General features: G+C 72.5%; 14 protein-coding genes, 1 tRNA gene and 1 other RNA gene. 11 read left to right on the forward strand and 5 right to left on the reverse strand.

Features of this window, described 5'->3' with window-relative positions:
* Positions 1-81: 81 nt before the first annotated feature.
* Entirely contained in the window at positions 82-4,959 is a 4,878-nt protein-coding gene (locus tag AXF14_RS05280) for an acyl-CoA dehydratase activase-related protein (RefSeq protein WP_236756207.1), read from the forward strand.
* 164 nt (positions 4,960-5,123) lie between these two features.
* On the opposite strand, the gene AXF14_RS05285 is transcribed toward AXF14_RS05280, so the two are convergent.
* Together AXF14_RS05285 and AXF14_RS05290 are read right to left on the reverse strand one after the other, a co-directional pair.
* Positions 5,124-5,732, reverse strand: coding sequence for a septum formation family protein (locus tag AXF14_RS05285; RefSeq protein WP_067941441.1), 609 nt, complete (start codon positions 5,730-5,732; stop codon positions 5,124-5,126).
* 114 nt (positions 5,733-5,846) lie between these two features.
* A complete protein-coding gene (locus tag AXF14_RS05290) occupies positions 5,847-6,359 on the reverse strand; it encodes a septum formation family protein (protein WP_067941443.1) in 513 nt (170 codons plus the stop codon).
* Positions 6,360-6,490: 131 nt separating this feature from the next.
* On the opposite strand from AXF14_RS05290, the gene dhaK reads away from it, so the two are divergent.
* The 5 genes from dhaK to AXF14_RS05315 all read left to right on the forward strand — a co-directional run bounded on the left by dhaK (position 6,491) and on the right by AXF14_RS05315 (position 10,078).
* Positions 6,491-7,495, forward strand: coding sequence for a dihydroxyacetone kinase subunit DhaK (gene dhaK, locus AXF14_RS05295; RefSeq protein ID WP_067941445.1), 1,005 nt, complete (start codon positions 6,491-6,493; stop codon positions 7,493-7,495).
* A 9-nt stretch (positions 7,496-7,504) separates the two neighbouring features.
* Positions 7,505-8,167, forward strand: a complete 663-nt coding sequence (gene dhaL, locus AXF14_RS05300) for a dihydroxyacetone kinase subunit DhaL (protein ID WP_067941447.1) — start codon at positions 7,505-7,507, stop codon at positions 8,165-8,167.
* Entirely contained in the window at positions 8,164-8,571 is a 408-nt protein-coding gene (gene dhaM, locus AXF14_RS05305) for a dihydroxyacetone kinase phosphoryl donor subunit DhaM (RefSeq protein ID WP_067941449.1), read from the forward strand. The genes dhaL and dhaM overlap by 4 nt, the downstream gene beginning before the upstream one ends.
* An 837-nt stretch (positions 8,572-9,408) precedes the next feature.
* Positions 9,409-9,714, forward strand: coding sequence for a hypothetical protein (locus tag AXF14_RS13600; protein WP_150118429.1), 306 nt, complete (start codon positions 9,409-9,411; stop codon positions 9,712-9,714).
* 112 nt (positions 9,715-9,826) lie between these two features.
* Positions 9,827-10,078, forward strand: coding sequence for a hypothetical protein (locus AXF14_RS05315; RefSeq protein WP_067941453.1), 252 nt, complete (start codon positions 9,827-9,829; stop codon positions 10,076-10,078).
* A gap of 88 nt (positions 10,079-10,166) precedes the next feature.
* Here AXF14_RS05315 and AXF14_RS05320 read toward each other — a convergent pair.
* Positions 10,167-10,251, reverse strand: a tRNA-Ser gene (locus AXF14_RS05320).
* A gap of 165 nt (positions 10,252-10,416) precedes the next feature.
* Here AXF14_RS05320 and ffs point away from each other — a divergent pair.
* From ffs to AXF14_RS05345, 5 genes are all read left to right on the forward strand, one after another.
* An RNA gene (ffs, locus tag AXF14_RS05325) (signal recognition particle sRNA small type) lies at positions 10,417-10,511 on the forward strand.
* A gap of 169 nt (positions 10,512-10,680) precedes the next feature.
* Positions 10,681-13,959, forward strand: a complete 3,279-nt coding sequence (locus AXF14_RS14425) for a DNA polymerase III subunit gamma and tau (protein WP_067941455.1) — start codon at positions 10,681-10,683, stop codon at positions 13,957-13,959.
* A gap of 2 nt (positions 13,960-13,961) precedes the next feature.
* Positions 13,962-14,567 (forward strand): recombination mediator RecR, encoded by a 606-nt coding sequence (recR, locus tag AXF14_RS05335; protein WP_067941458.1) that lies wholly within the window; start codon positions 13,962-13,964, stop codon positions 14,565-14,567.
* A 223-nt stretch (positions 14,568-14,790) separates the two neighbouring features.
* Positions 14,791-16,287: an aspartate kinase gene (locus tag AXF14_RS05340; protein ID WP_067941460.1), complete on the forward strand. Its 1,497-nt coding sequence runs from the start codon at positions 14,791-14,793 to the stop codon at positions 16,285-16,287.
* Between the two features lie 31 nt (positions 16,288-16,318).
* Positions 16,319-17,407: an aspartate-semialdehyde dehydrogenase gene (locus tag AXF14_RS05345; protein WP_067941462.1), complete on the forward strand. Its 1,089-nt coding sequence runs from the start codon at positions 16,319-16,321 to the stop codon at positions 17,405-17,407.
* A 279-nt stretch (positions 17,408-17,686) separates the two neighbouring features.
* On the opposite strand, the gene AXF14_RS05350 is transcribed toward AXF14_RS05345, so the two are convergent.
* On the reverse strand, positions 17,687-18,904 hold the full coding sequence (locus AXF14_RS05350) for a type II toxin-antitoxin system HipA family toxin (RefSeq protein WP_067941464.1): 1,218 nt from the start codon (positions 18,902-18,904) through the stop codon (positions 17,687-17,689).
* Positions 18,901-19,200, reverse strand: coding sequence for a helix-turn-helix domain-containing protein (locus AXF14_RS05355; protein ID WP_067941466.1), 300 nt, complete (start codon positions 19,198-19,200; stop codon positions 18,901-18,903). Before AXF14_RS05355 ends, AXF14_RS05350 begins: the two co-directional genes overlap by 4 nt.
* Positions 19,201-19,322 lie beyond the last annotated feature (122 nt).

The following is a 19,322-nucleotide window of genomic DNA, read 5'->3' on the forward strand; positions in this document are numbered from 1 at the left end:
TCCCAGCGCGAGGCCGCCCGGGCCGCGCGCGCCGCCGCGAGCGCCTCCGTCGTCGTCGACCCCGACGCCGCACCCCTGCGCATGGGCCTCGACATCGGCTCCACCACCGTCAAGATCGTCCTCCTGCCCGAGAGGGGCGAGGGCGAGCCCTTCCCCGAGCCCGTCTTCGTCGAGTACCGCCGCCACAACGCCGACATCCGCGGCGAGGTCACCCGTCTGCTGGGCGAGGTCGCCGAGAAGTTCCCCGGCGTGCCCGTGCGCGGCGCCGTCACCGGCTCCGCCGGCCTCTCCCTCGCCGAGGTCATGGACCTGCCCTTCGTCCAGGAGGTCATCGCCGAGACCCAGACCGTCCAGGCGAAGAACCCCGACGCCGACGTCATCATCGAGCTCGGCGGCGAGGACGCCAAGATCACCTACCTCCACCCCACCCCCGAGCAGCGCATGAACGGCACCTGCGCGGGCGGCACCGGCGCCTTCATCGACCAGATGGCGCAGCTCCTCCACACCGACGCCTCCGGCCTCAACGACCTCGCAAGCCGCTACCAGACGCTCTACCCGATCGCCTCGCGCTGCGGCGTCTTCGCCAAGTCCGACCTCCAGCCGCTCATCAACCAGGGCGCAGAGTCCGAGGACCTCGCCGCCTCCGTCCTCCAGGCCGTCGTCAGCCAGACCATCGCGGGCCTCGCCTGCGGGCGCCCCATCAAGGGCCACGTCATGTTCCTCGGCGGCCCGCTCCATTTCCTCCCCGAGCTGCGCAAGGCCTTCGAGCGCACCCTCGCGGACCAGGTCGACTCCTTCACCTGCCCCGAGGACGCCCAGCTCTACGTCGCCGTCGGCGCCGCCCTCATGGCCACCGGCGCCCCGACCCCGGTCGGCGTCTTCGCCCACCGCCTCGCCACCGGGTCGACGGCGGGCCTCGAGTCCCAGCGCATGCGCCCCCTCTTCTCCTCCGACGACGAGCTCGCTGCCTTCCGCGAGCGTCACGCGCAGGCCACCGTCCCGCGCACCGGCTGGCCGGCCGCCCCCGACGGCTGGGACGACACGGGCGCCGAGGACTCCCGGACCTACGCCGACTGCTTCCTCGGCATCGACGCCGGCTCCACCACCATCAAGGCCGTCGTCCTCGACGCGGACGACAACATCTGCTGGGAGCACTACGCCGGCAACGAGGGCGACCCCGTCACCGCCGCCGTCGAGATCCTGCGCCGCATCCATCTCGAGGTGCCCGAGCACGTGCGCATCGTCCGCTCCTGCGTCACCGGCTACGGCGAGGGCATCGTCAAGGCGGCCCTGCGCATCGACGAGGGCGTCGTCGAGACCATGGCCCACTACCGCGCCGCCGCCCACCTCAACCCCGGCGTCACGAGTGTCATCGACATCGGCGGCCAGGACATGAAGTTCCTGCGCATCCGCAACGGCGCCATCGACTCCATCAGCGTCAACGAGGCCTGCTCCGCCGGCTGCGGCTCCTTCCTCCAGACCTTCGCCGCCTCCATGGGCAAGTCCATCCACGAGTTCGCCGAGGACGCCCTCACCGCCGACGCCCCCGTGGACCTCGGCAGCCGCTGCACCGTCTTCATGAACTCCTCGGTCAAGCAGGCCCAGAAGGAGGCCGCCACGCCGGGGGAGATCAGCGCCGGACTGTCCTACTCCGTCGTCCGCAACGCCCTGTACAAGGTCATCAAGCTGCGCGACGCCTCCCAGCTCGGCGAGCGCATCAGCGTCCAGGGCGGCACCTTCCTCAACGACGCCGTCCTGCGGGCCTTCGAGCTCCTCACCGGCCGCGAGGTCGTCCGCCCGGACGTCGCCGGCCTCATGGGCTGCTTCGGCGCGGCCCTCACCGCCCAGCAGACCTACCAGGGCGTTCCCGGCAGCCTCATGACGCTCGCCGAGCTCTCCCGCTTCTCCCTCAAGACCGAGACCGACGTCTGCAGGCTGTGCCAGAACCACTGCCAGCTCACCATCACGACCTTCAACGACGGCCAGCGCCACGTCTCCGGCAACCGCTGCGACCGCGGCGCCACCCAGGAGCGCTGCGCCACCAAGTCGGACATGCCCAACCTGTACGACTGGAAGTACCGCCGCACCTTCGCCTACCGCCGTCTGCGCAAGGGCCAGGACACCCGCGGCGAGATCGGCATCCCGCGCGTGCTCGGCATGTACGAGAACTACCCGCTGTGGTTCACCGTGCTCACCAGCCTCGGCTTCCGCGTCATGCTCTCGGGCCGCTCCAACCACGACCTCTTCGAGAAGGGCATGGACTCCATCCCCTCGGAGAACGCCTGCTACCCCGCCAAGCTCTCCCACGGGCACATCCAGTCGCTCATCGAGAAGGGCGTCCAGACCATCTGGTTCCCCTGCGTCTTCTACGAGCGCAGCCTCGTCGAGGGGGCCGACGACCACTACAACTGCCCGATCGTCGCCACCTACCCCGAGGTCATCCGCAACAACGTCGAGGCCGTCCGCGACGGGCAGGTCCGCATGCTCGCGCCCTTCCTCAACCTCGGTAACCCGGCCAAGCTCGCCGAGCGCCTCGTCGAGGTCCTCGCCGACTGGGACGTCACCCTCCCCGAGGCCCGCAAGGCCGTCGCCGCCGGCTTCGCCGAGGACGCCGCCTTCAAGGCCGACGTCCGCGCCGAGGGCCGCCGCACCCTGGAGTGGATGCGGGCGAACAACCGCAAGGGCATCGTCCTCGCGGGCCGCCCGTACCACATCGACCCCGAGATCAACCACGGCATCCCCGACGTCATCAACACCCTCGGCATGGCCGTCCTCTCCGAGGACTCGATCCTCCCCGAGCCGGTCGGCCTCGACGAGGCCGCCGACGGCGCCGAGCGGAAGGTCGCCGGCGGGGCCCTGTCCCGCACGGTCGCGAGGATCAGGCGGGGCGTCGCCACCGCGGCCGACGCCGTCGCCGGCGCCGTCACCGGGAAGGGCGAGGACCCGCAGGCCCCCGCCGACTGGTCCGACGTCATCGCCGAGGGCCTGCCCAGCCCCGAGGCCGGCGTCGCCGTCGCCGAGGTCTCCCCGAACCTTCGCGTGCGCGACCAGTGGGCCTACCACTCACGCCTCTACCGGGCCGCCGAGCTCGTCACGCGGGCCGACGACCTCGAGCTCGTCCAGCTCAACTCCTTCGGCTGCGGCGTCGACGCCGTCACCACGGACCAGGTCCAGGAGATCCTCGAGAGCGCCGGGGGCGTCTACACGACCCTCAAGATCGACGAGGTCTCCAACCTCGGCGCCGCCACCATCCGCCTGCGCTCGCTCGCCGCGGCGAGCGAGGCCCGCCGTCGTCGCCGCGAGGAGGCCCTCGCCGCCGACGGTGCGGACGAGGCCGACAGCGACGCGACGGTCGTCGTCGACACCACCGAGGGCGCCCGGGGCGCCGCCGCCAAGAAGGAGCCGCTCGAGAACGGCGGCCACTCCGACGGCGCCGACGGGATCGCCCTTCCCGGCCGCCGGCCCGGGCGCGCGCTCCCGGCCGCGACGACCCCGGCCTTCACGGAGGAGATGCGCGAGGAGTACACGATCCTCCTGCCGCAGATGTCCCCGATCCACTTCAAGCCCATCGCACCGCTCATGAAGCGCCTCGGCTACAACCTCGAGCTCCTCGAGGCCGCCACGCGCGAGGACCTCGAGGTCGGCCTGCGCTACGTCAACAACGACGCCTGCTTCCCGGCGATCATGGTCATCGGCCAGCTCATCGGCGCCTTCGAGGACGGCAGCCACGACCCCGACACGTGCGTCGTCGCCATCTCCCAGACCGGCGGCATGTGCCGCGCCACCAACTACGCCGCCATGCTCCGCAAGGGACTGCGCGAGGCCGGCTACCCGCAGGTCCCCGTCCTCGCCGTCTCGCTCCAGGGCATCGAGGAGAACCCCGGCTTCAAGCTGACCCCGACCATGGCGCTCAAGGCCGTCCAGGGCCTCGTCATCGGCGACACGCTCATGACCTGCCTCCTGCGCACGCGCCCCTACGAGCTCGAGCCCGGCAGCGCCAACGCCCTCATGACCCGCTGGCACACCATCACCGGCGAGTGGATGGAGCACAAGGGCCGCTCGGCCACCTGGGGCGGGCGCCTCGGCTACCGCCGCCTCCTGCGCGAGCTCGTCCGCGAGTTCGACGAGCTGCCGCTCACCGACGAGCCCCGCAAGCCGCGCGTCGGCGTCGTCGGCGAGATCCTCGTGAAGTTCCAGCCGGACGCCAACAACCACGTCGTCGACCAGATCGAGGCCGAGGGCTGCGAGGCCGTCGTCCCCGGCCTGCTCGGCTTCCTCCTCAACGGCATGACGACGGCGCAGTGGAAGGCCGACACCTACGGCGTCGGCGAGGACACGGTGCGTCAGAAGAAGATGGGCGTCTGGTTCCTCGAGCAGATGCAGGCCCCGGCCTCCGCCGCGCTCGCGGCCACGCACGGCAAGTTCGACGTCGAGTGCCCCATCACCGAGCTCGCCGAGAAGGCTCAGAAGGTCCTCTCGCTCGGCAATCAGGCCGGCGAGGGCTGGCTCCTCACCGGCGAGATGGTCGACCTCATCGAGAACGGCGTGCCGAACATCGTGTGCTGCCAGCCCTTCGCCTGCCTGCCCAACCACGTCGTCGGCAAGGGCATGTTCCGAGAGATCCGCCGCCAGTTCCCCCAGGCCAACATCGTCGGCATCGACTACGACCCGGGCGCCAGCGAGGTCAACCAGCTCAACCGCATCAAGCTCATGATCTCCACGGCCTTCATGATGCGCGAGCAGCAGCCGGAGATGGACGCGCAGGAGCGGGCCGAGGCCCTCGAGCAGGTCCTCGCCGGCGACGACGCGGCCGCCCTCGACGGCGTGGCCGACGGCCGCTCGATGGCCGAGCTCCTCGCCGACCTCGGTCCCGTGCCGGACGGCACGCCGCAGTCCCCCGACGTCGCCGCGGAGCCCGCGACGGTCCCCGTCTCCGAGCTCGGCGGATCATCGCGCTGAGATCGGGACATCCTGACCTCGAGATCGGCGGCGGGGGGCAGGGGCTCGGTGCGCTGCGCCCGGTCCGTCCGACTCGACTCACGGATCCTCACCGCGCAGCACGGCGGCCCGGTCACCACGGAGGTGACCGGGCCGCCGTGCTCGTCCGTGCCGGGACGGGGGCGTCAGGCCTTGGAGCCCTTCGCGGAGCTCGTGAGGTCGGAGCCGTCCTGGCTCGTGATGACGCAGGAGACGGTGCGGTCGCCGAGAGTCCAGGACGAGGAGGTCGGGGTCAGGGCCGTGGCGGTGAGCGAGGACTCGTCGAGGCTCGTGCCGACGTAGTCGGCGTAGGCGTCGTAGCAGACGTCGGCGGTCTTCTCGTCCATGGCGTCGCCGGTCGGGAAGGAGTCGGCCTCGATGTCGCCGTTCTTGTAGACCTCGTAGAGGTGCGGGGCGGAGCAGTCGACGACGTCGACGGTGTTGACGGTCGCGCCGTCGTCGTCGGTCTCGGTGCCCATGTCGGTGAAGCAGTCGCCGACCTCGAGGTCCTGGGCGGACTTGGTCTCGGCGTCGGCCTCGGTCGCGGCCGCGGAGGCGGAGGAGGGGGCGCTGGAGGAGGAGTCGTCGGAGACGCTGCCGAGGCCGGAGTCGGAGGAGGAGGTGTCGGAGGCGGCGGTGGTCTGGGGGGCCGCCGTGCCGGTGGATCCGTTGGAGTCGTCGGACCCGCAGGCGGCGATGCCGACGGCGAGGATCAGGGCGGTGGGAAGGGCGAGGGCTCGGGTCGTGGTTCGCATGTGAAGAGACTCTCAAAGGATTCGCACTCATACGATGGGGTGAGGTCCCCATAGGGTCTCGAAAGCGTGACGAAGCGCGTGTTCGCGCAGGTCAGAGGGGCTTGACGGGCGCCGTCACGACGCCGTCGGGCTCGGCGTCACGACTGTGCCGCCACCTGAGGCCGCCGAGCCCGTCGTCTGCACGTCCTCGTCAGGCGTGACGAGGCAGAGGACCTCGCGGTCGCCCCGGAGCCAGCTCTCCTCATCGGGCACGAACCACTTGAGCTGGAAGATCGAGGCGCGAGGCGTGTCCCCCGTGAACTCCTGGAAGGCGTCCGTGCAGGCGCCCGTCGCCTCGGTCTTGATCGCCTTCGTGCCGGGGAAGGAGTCGTAGGTCGTGAGCCTCGAGGACTTGAAGGCCTCGAAGGTGTGGGGCTCGGAGCAGGTGACCTTCTCGACGCGGGTGACCGACTCCGTCGTGCCGTCGTCGGGCACGTTGAAGCACTCGCCGACCTCGACCTGGAAGGCGGAGGTGGCCGCCGGCGACGGCGTCGCGGTCGCCTCGCTCGTCGCGCGCCCGGTGCACCCGGCCAGGGCCAGGACGGTCAGGGGGAGGATCGCGACGAGGCGGCGGGCGGAGAAGCGCATGGTCCAAGAGTGCCGCACGCCGGGCGGTCGTTCGTGCGCCTCGTCGGGTGGGTCGCGCACGTCCGTGCGCCCGGGAGGCGGGCTGTGACGGGGCTCTCGATCGTGTCGTGGGGCTGGGTTAGAGTCCCTGCATGAAGAAGCTCATCAACTCCGCGGACACCGTCGTCGCGGACGCCCTGGCCGGCATGGCCCTCGCCCACCCGGACCTGCTCGCCGTCGACCACGAGAACGCCATCGTCTACCGGGCCACCCCCAAGGAGCAGGGCAAGGTCGCCATCGTCTCCGGCGGCGGCTCCGGCCACGAGCCCCTCCACGGCGGCTTCGTCGGCGAGGGCATGCTCGACGCCGCCTGCGCCGGCGCCATCTTCACCTCGCCCGTCCCGGACCAGATCCAGGCCGCCACCGCCGCCGTCGACCGCGGCGCCGGCGTCCTCCACATCGTCAAGAACTACACCGGCGACGTCATGAACTTCGAGATGGCCGCCGAGCTCGTCGAGGCCGAGAACGGCACCGAGATCGCCACCGTCATCACCCAGGACGACGTCGCCGTCGAGGACTCCCTCTACACGGCCGGCCGCCGCGGAGTCGGCGTCACCGTCGTCGTCGAGAAGGTCGCCGGGGCCGCCGCCGAGGACGGCCGCAGCCTCGAGGAGGTCCGCGAGATCGCCCAGCGCGTCGCGGACAACGGCCGCTCCATGGGCATGGCCCTGACCTCCTGCACCGTCCCCGCCAACGGCAAGCCCTCCTTCGACCTCCCCGAGGACGAGATGGAGATCGGCATCGGCATCCACGGCGAGCCCGGCCGTCACCGCGAGAAGGTCACCGACGCCGCGGACGTCGCCCGCCAGCTCGTCGAGCCGATCCTCGCCGAGCTCCCCGAGGGGGACGGCACGGGCGTCATCGCCTTCCTCAACGGCATGGGCGGCACCCCGCTCATCGAGCTCTACGTCATGTACAAGGAGGTCGCCGCCCTCCTCGAGGACGCCGGCGTCACCGTCGAGCGCAGCCTCGTCGGCGACTACATCACCAGCCTCGACATGGCCGGCTGCTCCCTCACCCTCGTCCGCGCCGACGAGGAGATCCTCCGGTACTGGGACGCCCCCGTCCTCACCCCCGGCCTGCGCTCGGGGAAGTGAGGCGGGCCCATGACTGACGTGCTCACCGCCCTCACCGCCGACGACGTCGCCGCCTGGGCCCGCACCGCCTCCGCCGCCGTCGCCGAGCACGCCGAGGAGCTCACCGGGCTCGACGCAGCCATCGGCGACGCCGACCACGGCGCCAACATGAAGCGCGGCTTCGCGGCCGCCGTCGAGGCCCTCGACGCCGCCTCGGAGGGCGACGGCCTCGCCACGCCCTCCGACGTCCTCAAGAAGGTCGCCACCACCCTCATCTCGAAGGTCGGCGGGGCCTCAGGGCCGCTGTACGGCACCTTCTTCCTGCGCGCCGCGACGGCATCCAAGGGCGCGGAGTCCCTTGACGCCGCCGCGCTCGCGGCCGCCGTCGAGGCGGGCGTGGGCGGCATCGCCCAGCGCGGCAAGTCCGAGGCGGGGGAGAAGACCATGCTCGACGCCTGGTACCCCGCCCTCGAGGCCCTCAGAGCCGGCGACTCCCTCGAGGCCGCGACGGCTGCGGCCGCCGACGCCGCCGAGGCGGGCCGTGACGCGACCGTCCCCATGCGCGCCACGAAGGGCCGGGCCTCCTACCTGGCGGAGCGCTCCGAGGGGCATATGGACCCCGGTGCCGCCTCGACCGCGCTCATCGTTCGGGCGCTGGCTGACGTCGTCGCCGGGAACGGGGTGCGCGCGTGACCGGGATCGTCATCGTCTCCCACTCCCGTGAGCTCGCGGAGGCGGCCGTCGGGCTCGCCACCGGGCTCGTCCCCGGCATGGACGTGCGCGTCGAGGTGGCCGCGGGCCTCGAGGACGGCGGTCTCGGTACCGACGCCACCGCGGTCATGGAGGCGATCGAGCGGGCCGACGACGGCTCCGGCGTCCTCGTGCTGGCGGACCTGGGCTCGGGGATCATGAGTGCGGAGACGGCGCTCGAGCTGCTGGAGCCCGAGGTCGCCGAGCGGGTGCGGCTCTCGCCTGCGCCGCTCGTCGAGGGGCTCGTGGGTGCGTACTCCGCCGCCGGCATCGGGCGGGACCTCGACGCCGTGGCCGCGGAGGCCGAGGGCGCCGTCGAGGCGAAGCGCGAGCAGGTCTCCGGCTGACGGGTCCCGAGAACGAGGACGGGCCCTCGGGCCGGGTTGTCTCTCCCGGCCCCAGGGCCTTCGTCGTCGAGGGGCTCGCGTTCCCCGGCTTCCCATGACCCGGGAGGAGCCTTCCTCCTTCGCTGGAGCGAACCGTTCGGGCTCCCTAGGACCCGTGCGGCTCTCGGAACTGGCAGGTCGTCGGGTTCCCCAACCCTCGCTGCCCGTTCCGTCCGCCGGCAGGAACTAGATAACCCGCCCACCCTGGGAGGGCGCCGGGACAGACCCTGTGAAAGGCCTAGGAACGACGGGCGGCTGGTGCGTCAAGGTGAGGCGTCGACGCTGTCGGGGGATGCCGCGCGGCTCGTGAGCCAGGGTGAGCCGGTGCCTCCGTCGGCGGTCCTGTGTCCCTCCCCGCTGAGGATTCTCACTGAGGAAGAAGCCGGCGCGCTGGTCATTCCTGTCGCCATCCATTGATCGATGTCAGCCTCGCGTAGTCGTGTCACATGCGACGGGCGATTCGCGCGCCATTCCGATGAATTCTGAAGGGTGACACCGCTGGGGATTCCATCAATCACTTGACCGTCGATTGGGTTCGATGTATTGTCGTTAACACGTTGCACAAGATGACGCATCAACTCAATGATTGGAGTGTTCAGAATAAATCGTCGTCATTCACGGATTGCCACTCTCGGCGTTGCAGCGCTCTTCCTTGCCGGGGTCGCGGCGCCAGCCTCGGCCGTTGAGTCCGCCTCGTCGTCCGCGACGACGCAGACCGCTGCTGCGCAGTCCCAGAGCCAGGGCTGGGCCAGCAGTTTCTCGCAGGCTCAGGTCCGGGAGACGAGTCAGGGGAGGTTGGTGACCTTCACAGACAGCGAGACTGGTGAAAACTACGCATTCCTGTTCGCGGCTGATGGGGAGGTTTCGGACGTCAGCGGCTCTCGGAGCAACGGGCTCAACGCCGCAGCTCCAGCCGTGTCTCACAACGGCGGTGCGACCGTCCAGAGCATGCTGACCGCCGACGGTTACTACCTCAACCGTGCTGAGACCAAGCAGCTCATCACAGAGGGGAAGCAGTGGGCGTTCGCATATGCGTCGGCGCCGCTCTTGGAATTGGTCAGGCCGCCATCGGCGCGCTCATTGAGAATAACTGGCACGAGGTAGCGCAAACCGCCTACAGCCACGGTAACTGTGTGCGGATCGCACCCAACACTCAGGCCTACGAGGTCCATCACGGAGTGAAGAACTGCAAGTGAGGGTCGAGAGGTGAATCATCATGACCGGTAAGACGACGAAGCCGCGCGAGTACAAGATCGCTACGGGCTTCTTCCTCCTCTTCCTCATCATCGCCTGGATCATCCCGCAGGTGACGACCTGGTCCCAGGGCGCGACCAACGCGGCCGTGATCGGAGCCGTCGTCATTGCTGTCGTGGGATCCCTTGCCATCGCCGTCCGCGGCAGCAGGAAGGCTGAGGGGCGTGCGCGGCGTCCCGAGGAGACGGTCGGCTCAGCGCCGTCGCGGTACTGAGGTCCTGGAACGCCACGGCCGGACGAGTCGGCGACAGTGGCGAGTGGACGACAAAGCCCCGGAACCATGCGGTTCCGGGGCTGTCCGGCGGAGGATGGGGGATTCGAACCCCCGAGGGCTTGCACCCAACACGCTTTCCAAGCGTGCGCCATAGGCCACTAGGCGAATCCTCCAGGCGCTCCACGAGTCGCCTCGTGCAACAGACAAGGAATATATCGGACGCCCCCGACCGAGTGCCAATCGATCGGACCGTCCGCGGCGGTGGGATCGGTCACCCGTGCGTGACGGGTCCGACGGGACGCGGTGCAGGAGCGCCGTCGCCGTCGGGTACACTCTCACCCGGCCCCTCGTGCGGCGTCATCCAGCGAATCCCCCAGGACCGGAAGGTAGCAAGGGTAAGCGGGCTCTGGCGGGTGCACGGGGGGTCCCTACGTTCCCGGGCGCACCGCCTCCCCTGGCGTCGTCGGGTCCCGCTCCTCAGCGCTGAGGACTGGGGACTCGAACCCCCGTCGCCCTCCGATCACGAGGGTGCCGCGTGCCCGCGGTCGGCTCGCCGCTAAGCCGCCTCGCACGGTGTCGTGGGCCCCGTTTAGAGTCGGACCGTGACCACCGCCCTGTACCGCCGCTACCGCCCAGACACCTTCCAGGACGTCATCGGGCAGGACCACGTGACCGCCCCGCTCATGGCGGCGCTGCGCGCGGACAAGGTCACCCACGCCTACCTCTTCTCCGGCCCGCGCGGCTGCGGCAAGACCACCTCCGCCCGCATCCTCGCCCGCTGCCTCAACTGCGAGAAGTACCCGACGGACACCCCCTGCGGCGAGTGCCCCTCCTGCCGGGACCTCGCGACCGGCGGCCCCGGCAGCCTCGACGTCGTCGAGATCGACGCCGCCAGCCACAACGGCGTCGACGACGCCCGCGACCTGCGCGAGCGCGCCTCCTTCGCCCCTGCCCGGGACCGCTTCAAGATCTTCATCCTCGACGAGGCCCACATGGTCACCCCCCAGGGCTTCAACGCCCTGCTCAAGCTCGTCGAGGAGCCCCCGGCCCACGTCAAGTTCATCTTCGCGACCACCGAGCCGGAGAAGGTCATCGGGACCATCCGCTCCCGCACCCACCACTACCCCTTCCGGCTCGTCCCGCCGGACGTCCTCGAGGGCTACCTCGGCCAGCTCTGCCATGCGGAGGGCGTCGAGGTCGGGCCGGGCGTCTTCCCGCTCGTCACCCGCGCCGGCGGCGGCTCGGTGCGAGACACGCTCTCGGTCATGGACCAGCTCATCGGCGGCACCGTCGACGGCGAGGTCGACTACCAGCGCGCCGTCGCCCTCCTCGGCTACACGGACACGACCATGCTCGACCAGTGCGTCGACGCGATCGCCGCGGCCGACGGCGCCGGGGTCTTCCGCGTCGTGGACCGGGTCGTCACCTCCGGGCACGACCCGCGCCGCTTCGTCGAGGACCTCCTCCAGCGCCTGCGCGACCTCCTCGTCATCGCCCTCGCCGGCTCCGAGGCCGGGCCCGCGCTCGGCTCCCTGCCGGAGGACGAGCTCGCTCGCATGGAGGTCCAGGCCCGCACCATCGGCGCCGCCGGACTCTCCCGCGCCGCGGACATGACGGCCCAGGCCCTCTCCCAGATGGTCGGGGCCACCTCGCCGCGCCTCCAGCTCGAGCTCCTCATGGCCCGACTCCTCGTCCCGAGCCAGCGCCCCGCGGGTGCTGCCGGTGCTGCTGCGGCCCCTGCGCAGGCGCCGACGGCGGCTCCCGCCCGGGGGCAGGGCGCCCCCGGGCGCGGTGGACCCTCCGCCGGTGGACTGGGCGACTCGCACAGTCAGAGCGGGGGCCGTGCTCGCGCCGCCGAGATCGCCCGCCGCGCGGGCGGCCAGGGCGGCGAGACGGCCCCGGCGCAGAGCGAGCCCGCGGCACCCGCCGCCGAGCCCCAGGCGCAGCACGTCGCCGTCGACTGGGACGCCCCGGCGCAGTCCGGCGGCGCCGCCCAGGAGCCCCCGGCCCCGGCTGCTCCCGCTGCTGCCCCCACGGAGCCGTCCGCTGCGCAGGACGCCGGCATACCGAGTGCCCCCGCGACGTCCACTGCTCCTGCCCCCGCTCCTGCGGCCGGCCCGTCCGGCGACTCCGCGGCGGACGCGGAGATGATCCGCACCCGCTGGGAGGAGGTGCTCGACGCCGCCAAGCGCTCGCGCCGCGCCACCTGGGCCCTCGTCGGCCCCAACTCCCAGCCCGGCGGCATCCAGGGCGGCGTCTTCCAGGTCCTCTTCACCGCGCGCGGCCTCGTCGGCGCCTTCGAGAACGGCGGCCACGGCCCCATCCTCGCCGCCGCCATCCACCAGGCCCTCGGCCTCGACCTCAAGGTCCACGCCGTCCTCGCGGGCGGCGACGGCGCCGGCCCAGGCGGTGGCGGTCCGTCCGGCGGTCAGGGCGGCAACGGTGGTCAGGGCGGTTCCGGTGGGACCGGCCCGCGGGGCGGCGGCTCAGGATCCCGCGGCCAGGGAGGACGATCCGGCTCCTCCGGTCAGGGCGGTGCGCCCGCCTGGGACGAGGCGCCCGCCTGGGAGACCCCCGCGGATGGCACCGGCTCGGCCCCGAGCAGCGCCGCCCCCACCGGTGCCAACTCCGACGCCCCCGCGTCCTCCTCCCGGGCCGCGTCCTCGGCCGCGGCCTCTGCGCCGGTCGGAGACGACGGCTGGGGCGAGGTCGCCGTGCCCGGCGGAGCCCGTACCGGGGCGACCGCGCCCGCCGCCCCTGAGGCAGCCGCCCAGGCCTCGCAGCAAGCCGCCGACGCCGCCCCTGAGGAGAGCGCCAACCCCGTTAACGAGCCGGAGCCCGCACGCCCCTCCCAGGTCGAGGACGCGTCCGATGCCGCCGACTCCCGCGGAACCGACGGCGCGGACGCGGAGACCGACGAGCCGGCCGACGCCGAGCCCACGCCCGCCCAGGAGGCTGCCGCCGCCTCCCGCGCCGCCGAGTCCGACGGCGAGGACGCCGAGGACCAGCAGACCGAGGACCCCGCCCTCGCCGCGGCCCACGCCGCCGCCCGGCGATCCGACGAGGCCGACCAGGCGGAGGACGCTGCCGACGCCGGTGACGAGGGCTCCTCCGAGCAGGATGACCCGACCCCGGCCGGTACCGGTACCGCCGTCGACACGGCCCCGGACGCCACCGCTCCCTCGGGTGACCCGGCGGTGGACCCGACCGCCGCCCAGCAGCCCGAGCCCGCCGGAGCGGGCGCCCCAGCCCCGGCACCCGTCGCCTGGGACGGCACCTCCGACCCGGGCGACGCCCCCGGCGCCCCGCCCGAGGACGACGCCGGAGACGCCCCCGACGAGCCCCCGCTCGCCACCGTCCACCGCCTGCGAGCCCTGCCGGAGATCCCCGGCGGGGCCTCGTCGTCGTCCGGGAACGGCGCGCCCACGGGTCAGAACGGCCCCCGCACCCCCGCGACCGGCGGTTCGCCGCAGGGCGCCCAGCCCGGTCACGCTCTGGCCCCCGTCAGCTGGGACGCCCCCGCCGCCGACTCCGGCCCCGCCCCCTGGGAGGCCGGCCCCCAGACCTTCTCCGACGGCGTCCCCCTCCCCGAGGAGCCCGGCGACCCCGACGGTCCCGGCGACTCCTGGGCCCCCTCGGGTGAGGCCTCCGGCCGCGTCTCCGCCGCCATCGCCGCCGCACGCGCCGCCGCCCGCGGCGACGCCCCCCGCCGCGGCGCCGTCCAGGGCGGCCCAGGCTCGACCAGCAGCATCGACGACGACGTCGTCTCGGAGGACGACGAGGACGCCGAGGAGGCCGGCGTCGTCGGCCTCGAGGTCGTCAAGCGCCTCCTCGGCGCCACCGTCCTCGAGGACGTCACCGTCAACCAGGAAGGATTCTGACCATGGCAGCCGTCTACGAGGGCGCCGTCCAGGACCTCATCGACGAGTTCGGCGAGCTCCCCGGCATCGGCCCCAAGTCCGCGCAGCGCATGGCCTTCCACGTCCTCGCCGCCGACTCCTCCAGCGTCGACCGCCTCATCGAGGCGCTCCGCGCCGTCAAGGCCCGCGTCCGCTTCTGCGAGACCTGCGGCAACATCGCCGAGTCCGAGCAGTGCGCCATCTGCAAGGACCCCCGCCGCGACCAGCGCGTCATCTGCGTCGTCGAGGAGCCCAAGGACGTCGTCGCCATCGAGCGCACCCGCGAGTACCGCGGCCTCTACCACGTGCTCGGCGGTGCCATCGACCCGATCAACGGCGTCGGGCCCGACGACCTGCGCGTCCGCGAGCTCTTCGCCCGGCTGAGCGGCGAGGTCAGCGAAGTCATCTTGGCCACCGACCCCGACGTCGTCGGCGAGGCGACCGCCGCCTATCTCACCCGCATGCTCCGCACCATGGACGTGCCCGTCTCCCGCCTCGCCTCCGGCCTGCCGGTGGGAAGCGACCTCGAGTACGCCGACGAGGTCACCCTCGGGCGCGCCTTCGAGGGCCGCCGCCGCGTCGAGGACTGAGCGCGCGGCCGCTCAGCGCCCGCCCGCCACTCGCCCGGACGACCCCGCCCCCCTTGCCCCGAGCCGCCCGACCGCCGTCGTCTCGCCATGGGGGACCCCGGCGGCCCACGGATCGGACGCCACTACACTGACCGCGCAGCCACGCGGCGTCGGCCCCTGCCCCCGGCACGGTCCCCGAGCCGCACCGCGCGGCCGCGGTGACCCCGAGCTGAGGAGCCCTCACATGGCACTGGTCGTCCAGAAGTACGGCGGATCGTCCGTCGCGGACGTCGAGGCGATGCGCCGCGTCGCCAAGCGCGTCGTCGCCACCCGCGAGGCCGGCAACACCGTGGTCGTCGTGGTCTCCGCGATGGGCGACACCACCGACGACCTCCTCGACATGGCCGACGCCCTCACCGACGACGCCCCCGCCCGCGAGATGGACATCCTCCTCTCCGCCGGCGAGCGCATCTCCATGGCCCTCCTCGCCATGGCCATCAACGAGCTCGGCGTCCCCGCCCGCGCCTACACCGGTGCCCAGGCCGGCGTCCTCACCGACTCCAAGTACGGCCGCGCCAGCATCGTCGGCGTCCTGCCCGAGCGCGTCGCCCGCGCCATCCAGATGGGCGCCGTCGCCATCGTCGCCGGATTCCAGGGCGTCAACGAGGTCGAGGACGTCACCACCCTGGGACGCGGCGGCTCCGACACCACCGCCGTCGCGCTGGCCGCCGCCCTCAACGCCGACGTCTGCGAGATCTACACCGACGTTGACGGCCTGTTCACCGCGGACCCGCGCATCGTCCCCACCGCCCGCCGCATCGAGTCCGTCTCCAGCGAGGAGACCCTCGAGATGGCCGCCAACGGCGCCAAGATCCTCCACCTGCGCGCCGTCGAGTACGCCCGCCGCTTCGGCGTCCCGATCCACGTGCGCTCCTCCTTCTCGGACAAGACCGGTACCTGGATCTACGACGGCCGCAAGGAGGGCGCCTTCGTCCCGCCCGTCGTCGCCGCGCAGCTCGACGACGTCGTCGAGGCGGACAACGACCAGGAGGATGAGCCCGTGTCCGCCACCCGCCCCCGGCTCGACGGCGCCACCGGTCGCGTCGTCGCCCCCGCCGGCACCCCCGCGCCCGACGGCGGATCCGTCGGCCGCGCCCACGACCGCGCCATCTCCGCCCGGGCCGAGGCCCGGCCCCACCCGTCCGCCAAGGAGGACAACGTGGAAGCCCCCGTCATCTCCGGCATCGCCCACGACCGCAGCCAGGACAAGATCACCCTCGTCGGCGTCCCCGACGTCCCCGGCGCCGCGGCCCGCATCTTCGCGATCGTCGCCGGCACCGACGCCAACATCGACATGATCGTCCAGGACGTCTCCGCCGAGGGCACCGGCCTGACCAACATCTCCTTCACCTGCCCCGACGGCGACTCCGCGGACGCCCGCGCCGCCCTCGAGGCCGCCAAGGGCGAGCTCGGCTACAAGTCGATCCACTTCAACCCGGACATCGGCAAGCTCTCCCTCGTCGGTGCCGGCATGCGCTCCCACCCGGGCGTCTCCGCCAAGCTCTTCGGCGCCCTGAGCGAGGCCGGCGTCAACATCCACATGATCTCCACCTCCGAGATCCGCATCTCCGTCGTCGTCGACGACGCCGTCCTCGACGAGGCCGTCCGCGCCGTCCACACCGCCTTCGGCCTCGACGCCCAGGACACCGAGGCCGTCGTCTACGGCGGGACCGGCCGCTAAGCCGCCGGCGCAGAACCAGGAAGGAAGCACCATGAGCCCCGTGAACGAGTACTCCGGCCCCGCCGACGGCGTCACCGTCGCCGTCGTGGGCGCCTCCGGGCAGGTCGGCCGCGTCATGCGCGCCATGCTCGACGAGCGCGACTTCCCCGCCAGGGCCGTCCGCTTCTTCTCCTCCGCGCGCAGCGCCGGCACCGTCGTCGAGTACCGCGGCGCGAAGGTCGAGATCGAGGACGTCGCCACCGCGGACCTGGCCGGCATCGACGTCGCCATCTTCTCCGCAGGCGGCTCCGCCTCCAAGGAGTACGCCCCCAAGTTCGCCGCCGCGGGCGCCGTCGTCGTCGACAACTCCTCCGCGTGGCGTCGCGACCCCGAGGTCCCGCTCGTCGTCTCCGAGGTCAACCCCGAGGCCATCAAGGGCCGCCCCAGGGGCATCATCGCGAACCCGAACTGCACGACCATGGCGATCATGCCGGCCCTCAAGGTCCTCCACGACGAGGCGGGCCTCAAGCGCCTCATCGCCTCCACCTACCAGGCTGTCTCCGGCTCCGGCCGCGCCGGCGTCGCCGAGCTCGCCGGGCAGGTCCGCACCGTCGTCGAGGCCGGTGCCGATCTCGAGGGCCTCGCCCTGGACGGCCGCGCCGTCGAGTTCCCCGAGCCGGACGTCTACGTCGACACCATCGCCTTCAACGCGGTGGCCTGGGCGGGGGGCGACGCCGGCGACGGCTCCGGCGAGACCGACGAGGAGCAGAAGCTCCGCAACGAGTCCCGGAAGATCCTCGGCATCCCGGACCTGCGCGTCTCCGGCACCTGCGTGCGCATCCCCGTCTTCTCCGGGCACGGCGTGAGCGTCGCCGCGGAGTTCGAGCGCGAGCTCAGCCCCGAGCGCGCCATCGAGCTGCTCAAGAACGCTCCCGGCGTCACCTACGACGACGTCCCGAGCCCGCTCAAGGGCGCCGGCCGCGACGGCACCTTCGTGGGCCGCGTCCGCGCCGACGGCGCCTTCGACGAGGGCCACGGCATCGACCTCTTCGCGGTGGGGGACAACCTGCGCAAGGGCGCCGCCCTCAACGCCGTCGAGCTCGCCGAGCTCGTCGCGAAGGAGATCGTCGCCGCCCGCTGAGGCGCGCGCTCGGCTACGCACGGCGGCGGGGCGGGAGACCCGGGATGACCCGGCTCCCGCCCCGCCGTCGTCGCGCTTCTCCTCGCCGAGGTCGGGACATCCTGATCTCGAGATCGGGACGTCGTCACGTGCGCTCGCCGAGTTCGGTCGGCCCTCCACAGGGGAGTGGACTCCGGACCGACCTCGACGCGCTGATCGACCGAACTCAGTGGGGCTGGGACGAGTGCCGCCGTGGCTGCACCTGCTTGGACGCGGCGACGACCGTGCGAGGTCTGCGCTTCAGGACTCGAACCTCGGCTCCGTGCCGTCCAGCACCGTGCCGAAGTCGCAGGCGTCCTCGACGACGCGCCCCATGAGTGCCGCGATCTCGGGGTCGAGACCGGTGGCCCTGGGCGCCCGCTCCCACGCGCCGCGAGCGGTCTGCGCGACGCGGGTGACGAGTCGGATGACGTCGCTGCGAGCCACGCCCCAGTCGGTGTCGAGGAGCTGCTCGAGGCTCCGGTCGGGCGAGGCCCCGTCGATCGGAGTGCCCGTCTGCTCCTTGGGGAAGGGGACGAGGTCGAAGAGCGGCGCGAGCCTCCAGGTCCCGGCCCGTCTGACGAAGCCCAGGTTGCGGGCGTGGTCGTCGATGTTGTGGACGCAGATCGCGAGCGCCGCCGCACCGACGACGCCGTGCACGGCGGAGGAGCCCGCGACGAAGCGGGCCGTGTCGGCCGCGAGTCGGTACGTCATGGGCTCGAAGGGGCCCAGTGCTGCGGCGGTGCGCATCGACTGGTACCCGAGCCTGCCCCGCGTGGTCCGGTCGAAGCGGTCGACGAGCAGCACGGAGCGCCCGGCGTCGAGGCGCTCGAGGCGGAACGGGGGAACCTCGAGGCCCGCGTCCTCGGCGACCGCGAGCGCGACCGCCTCGCAGGCCTCGACGTCGTAGGCGTCCTGCTCCCACGGGAACTTCGCCATGACGAGCGAGCCGTCCGGGCGCCGCAGCGCCGTTTTGGGGCGGGCGCCGCCCTGGCTGGAGGACCCGAGGTAGATCCTGCGCACCGCCGCGGCGTCGGCCTCGCCGCGGACCAGCGCCGCGACGTCGGCCTCGAGCGCGGCGAGCTCCTCGAGGGGCGCCACGTCCCCGGTCGTCGTCCAGCCCGCGTCCGGATCGGCCGCGAAGCGGAGCGCCCCCTGCCGGGACTCGTCCGCGACGGCGGCGAGCATCCCGAGGCTCGTCGAGATCTCGGCGAGGGGTCGACTGCGGGAGATGACCTGTCTGCCCCAGGCGTCCGGGCCGGCGTCGTCGAGCACGCCGAAGGTGGAGGTGCCGTCGGCGGGCGCCTGCGGTCCCGGGGCGAGCGGGAGCCCTTCGCCGATCGGGAACCCGGTGGCCAGCCAGTCGCGGTCGTAGGTGAAGGACTGGATCTGCGCTCCGCCGAGGAGGGTGACGGTGCCGACCCGGTTGACGGCGCCGTCCTCGGCCGTCCAGCCGACGACGAGGTTCTCGATGCTCATTGCTCCGCTCCCCGGTCCATGGCCGCCAGGACGAGGGCGCGTCCGACCTCCGACTCCATCGGGTCGATGGCGCGCGCGACGGAGGCATCGACGCCGAGGACCGACAGGACGGCGAAGACGTTGCCGAAGGAGACGCCGGAGGGGTCCCTCTCGATCTGGCGGAGGGTGGGGCGGGAGACGCCGGCGCGCTCAGCCACCTCGGTGGCGCTGAGGCCCCTAGCGCGGCGCCACGTGCGAATCGACGGGCCGATCGTGTCCAGACGGCGGCGCACCGCCGGGTGAAAGCTCTTGGGCATCGCTCCTCCTGGCGTCAGTCTGGCAAGAGGAGTTTCCATGCGCAAGTGATTCGGAAAGGATTCGGACTGTCCGTGCGGCTCGCGCGAGGTGGAGGGACGCGAGCGGGCGGCCCTCCCTGGTG

Source organism: Actinomyces radicidentis (genome assembly GCF_001553565.1).
Lineage (GTDB): Bacteria > Actinomycetota > Actinomycetes > Actinomycetales > Actinomycetaceae > Actinomyces > Actinomyces radicidentis.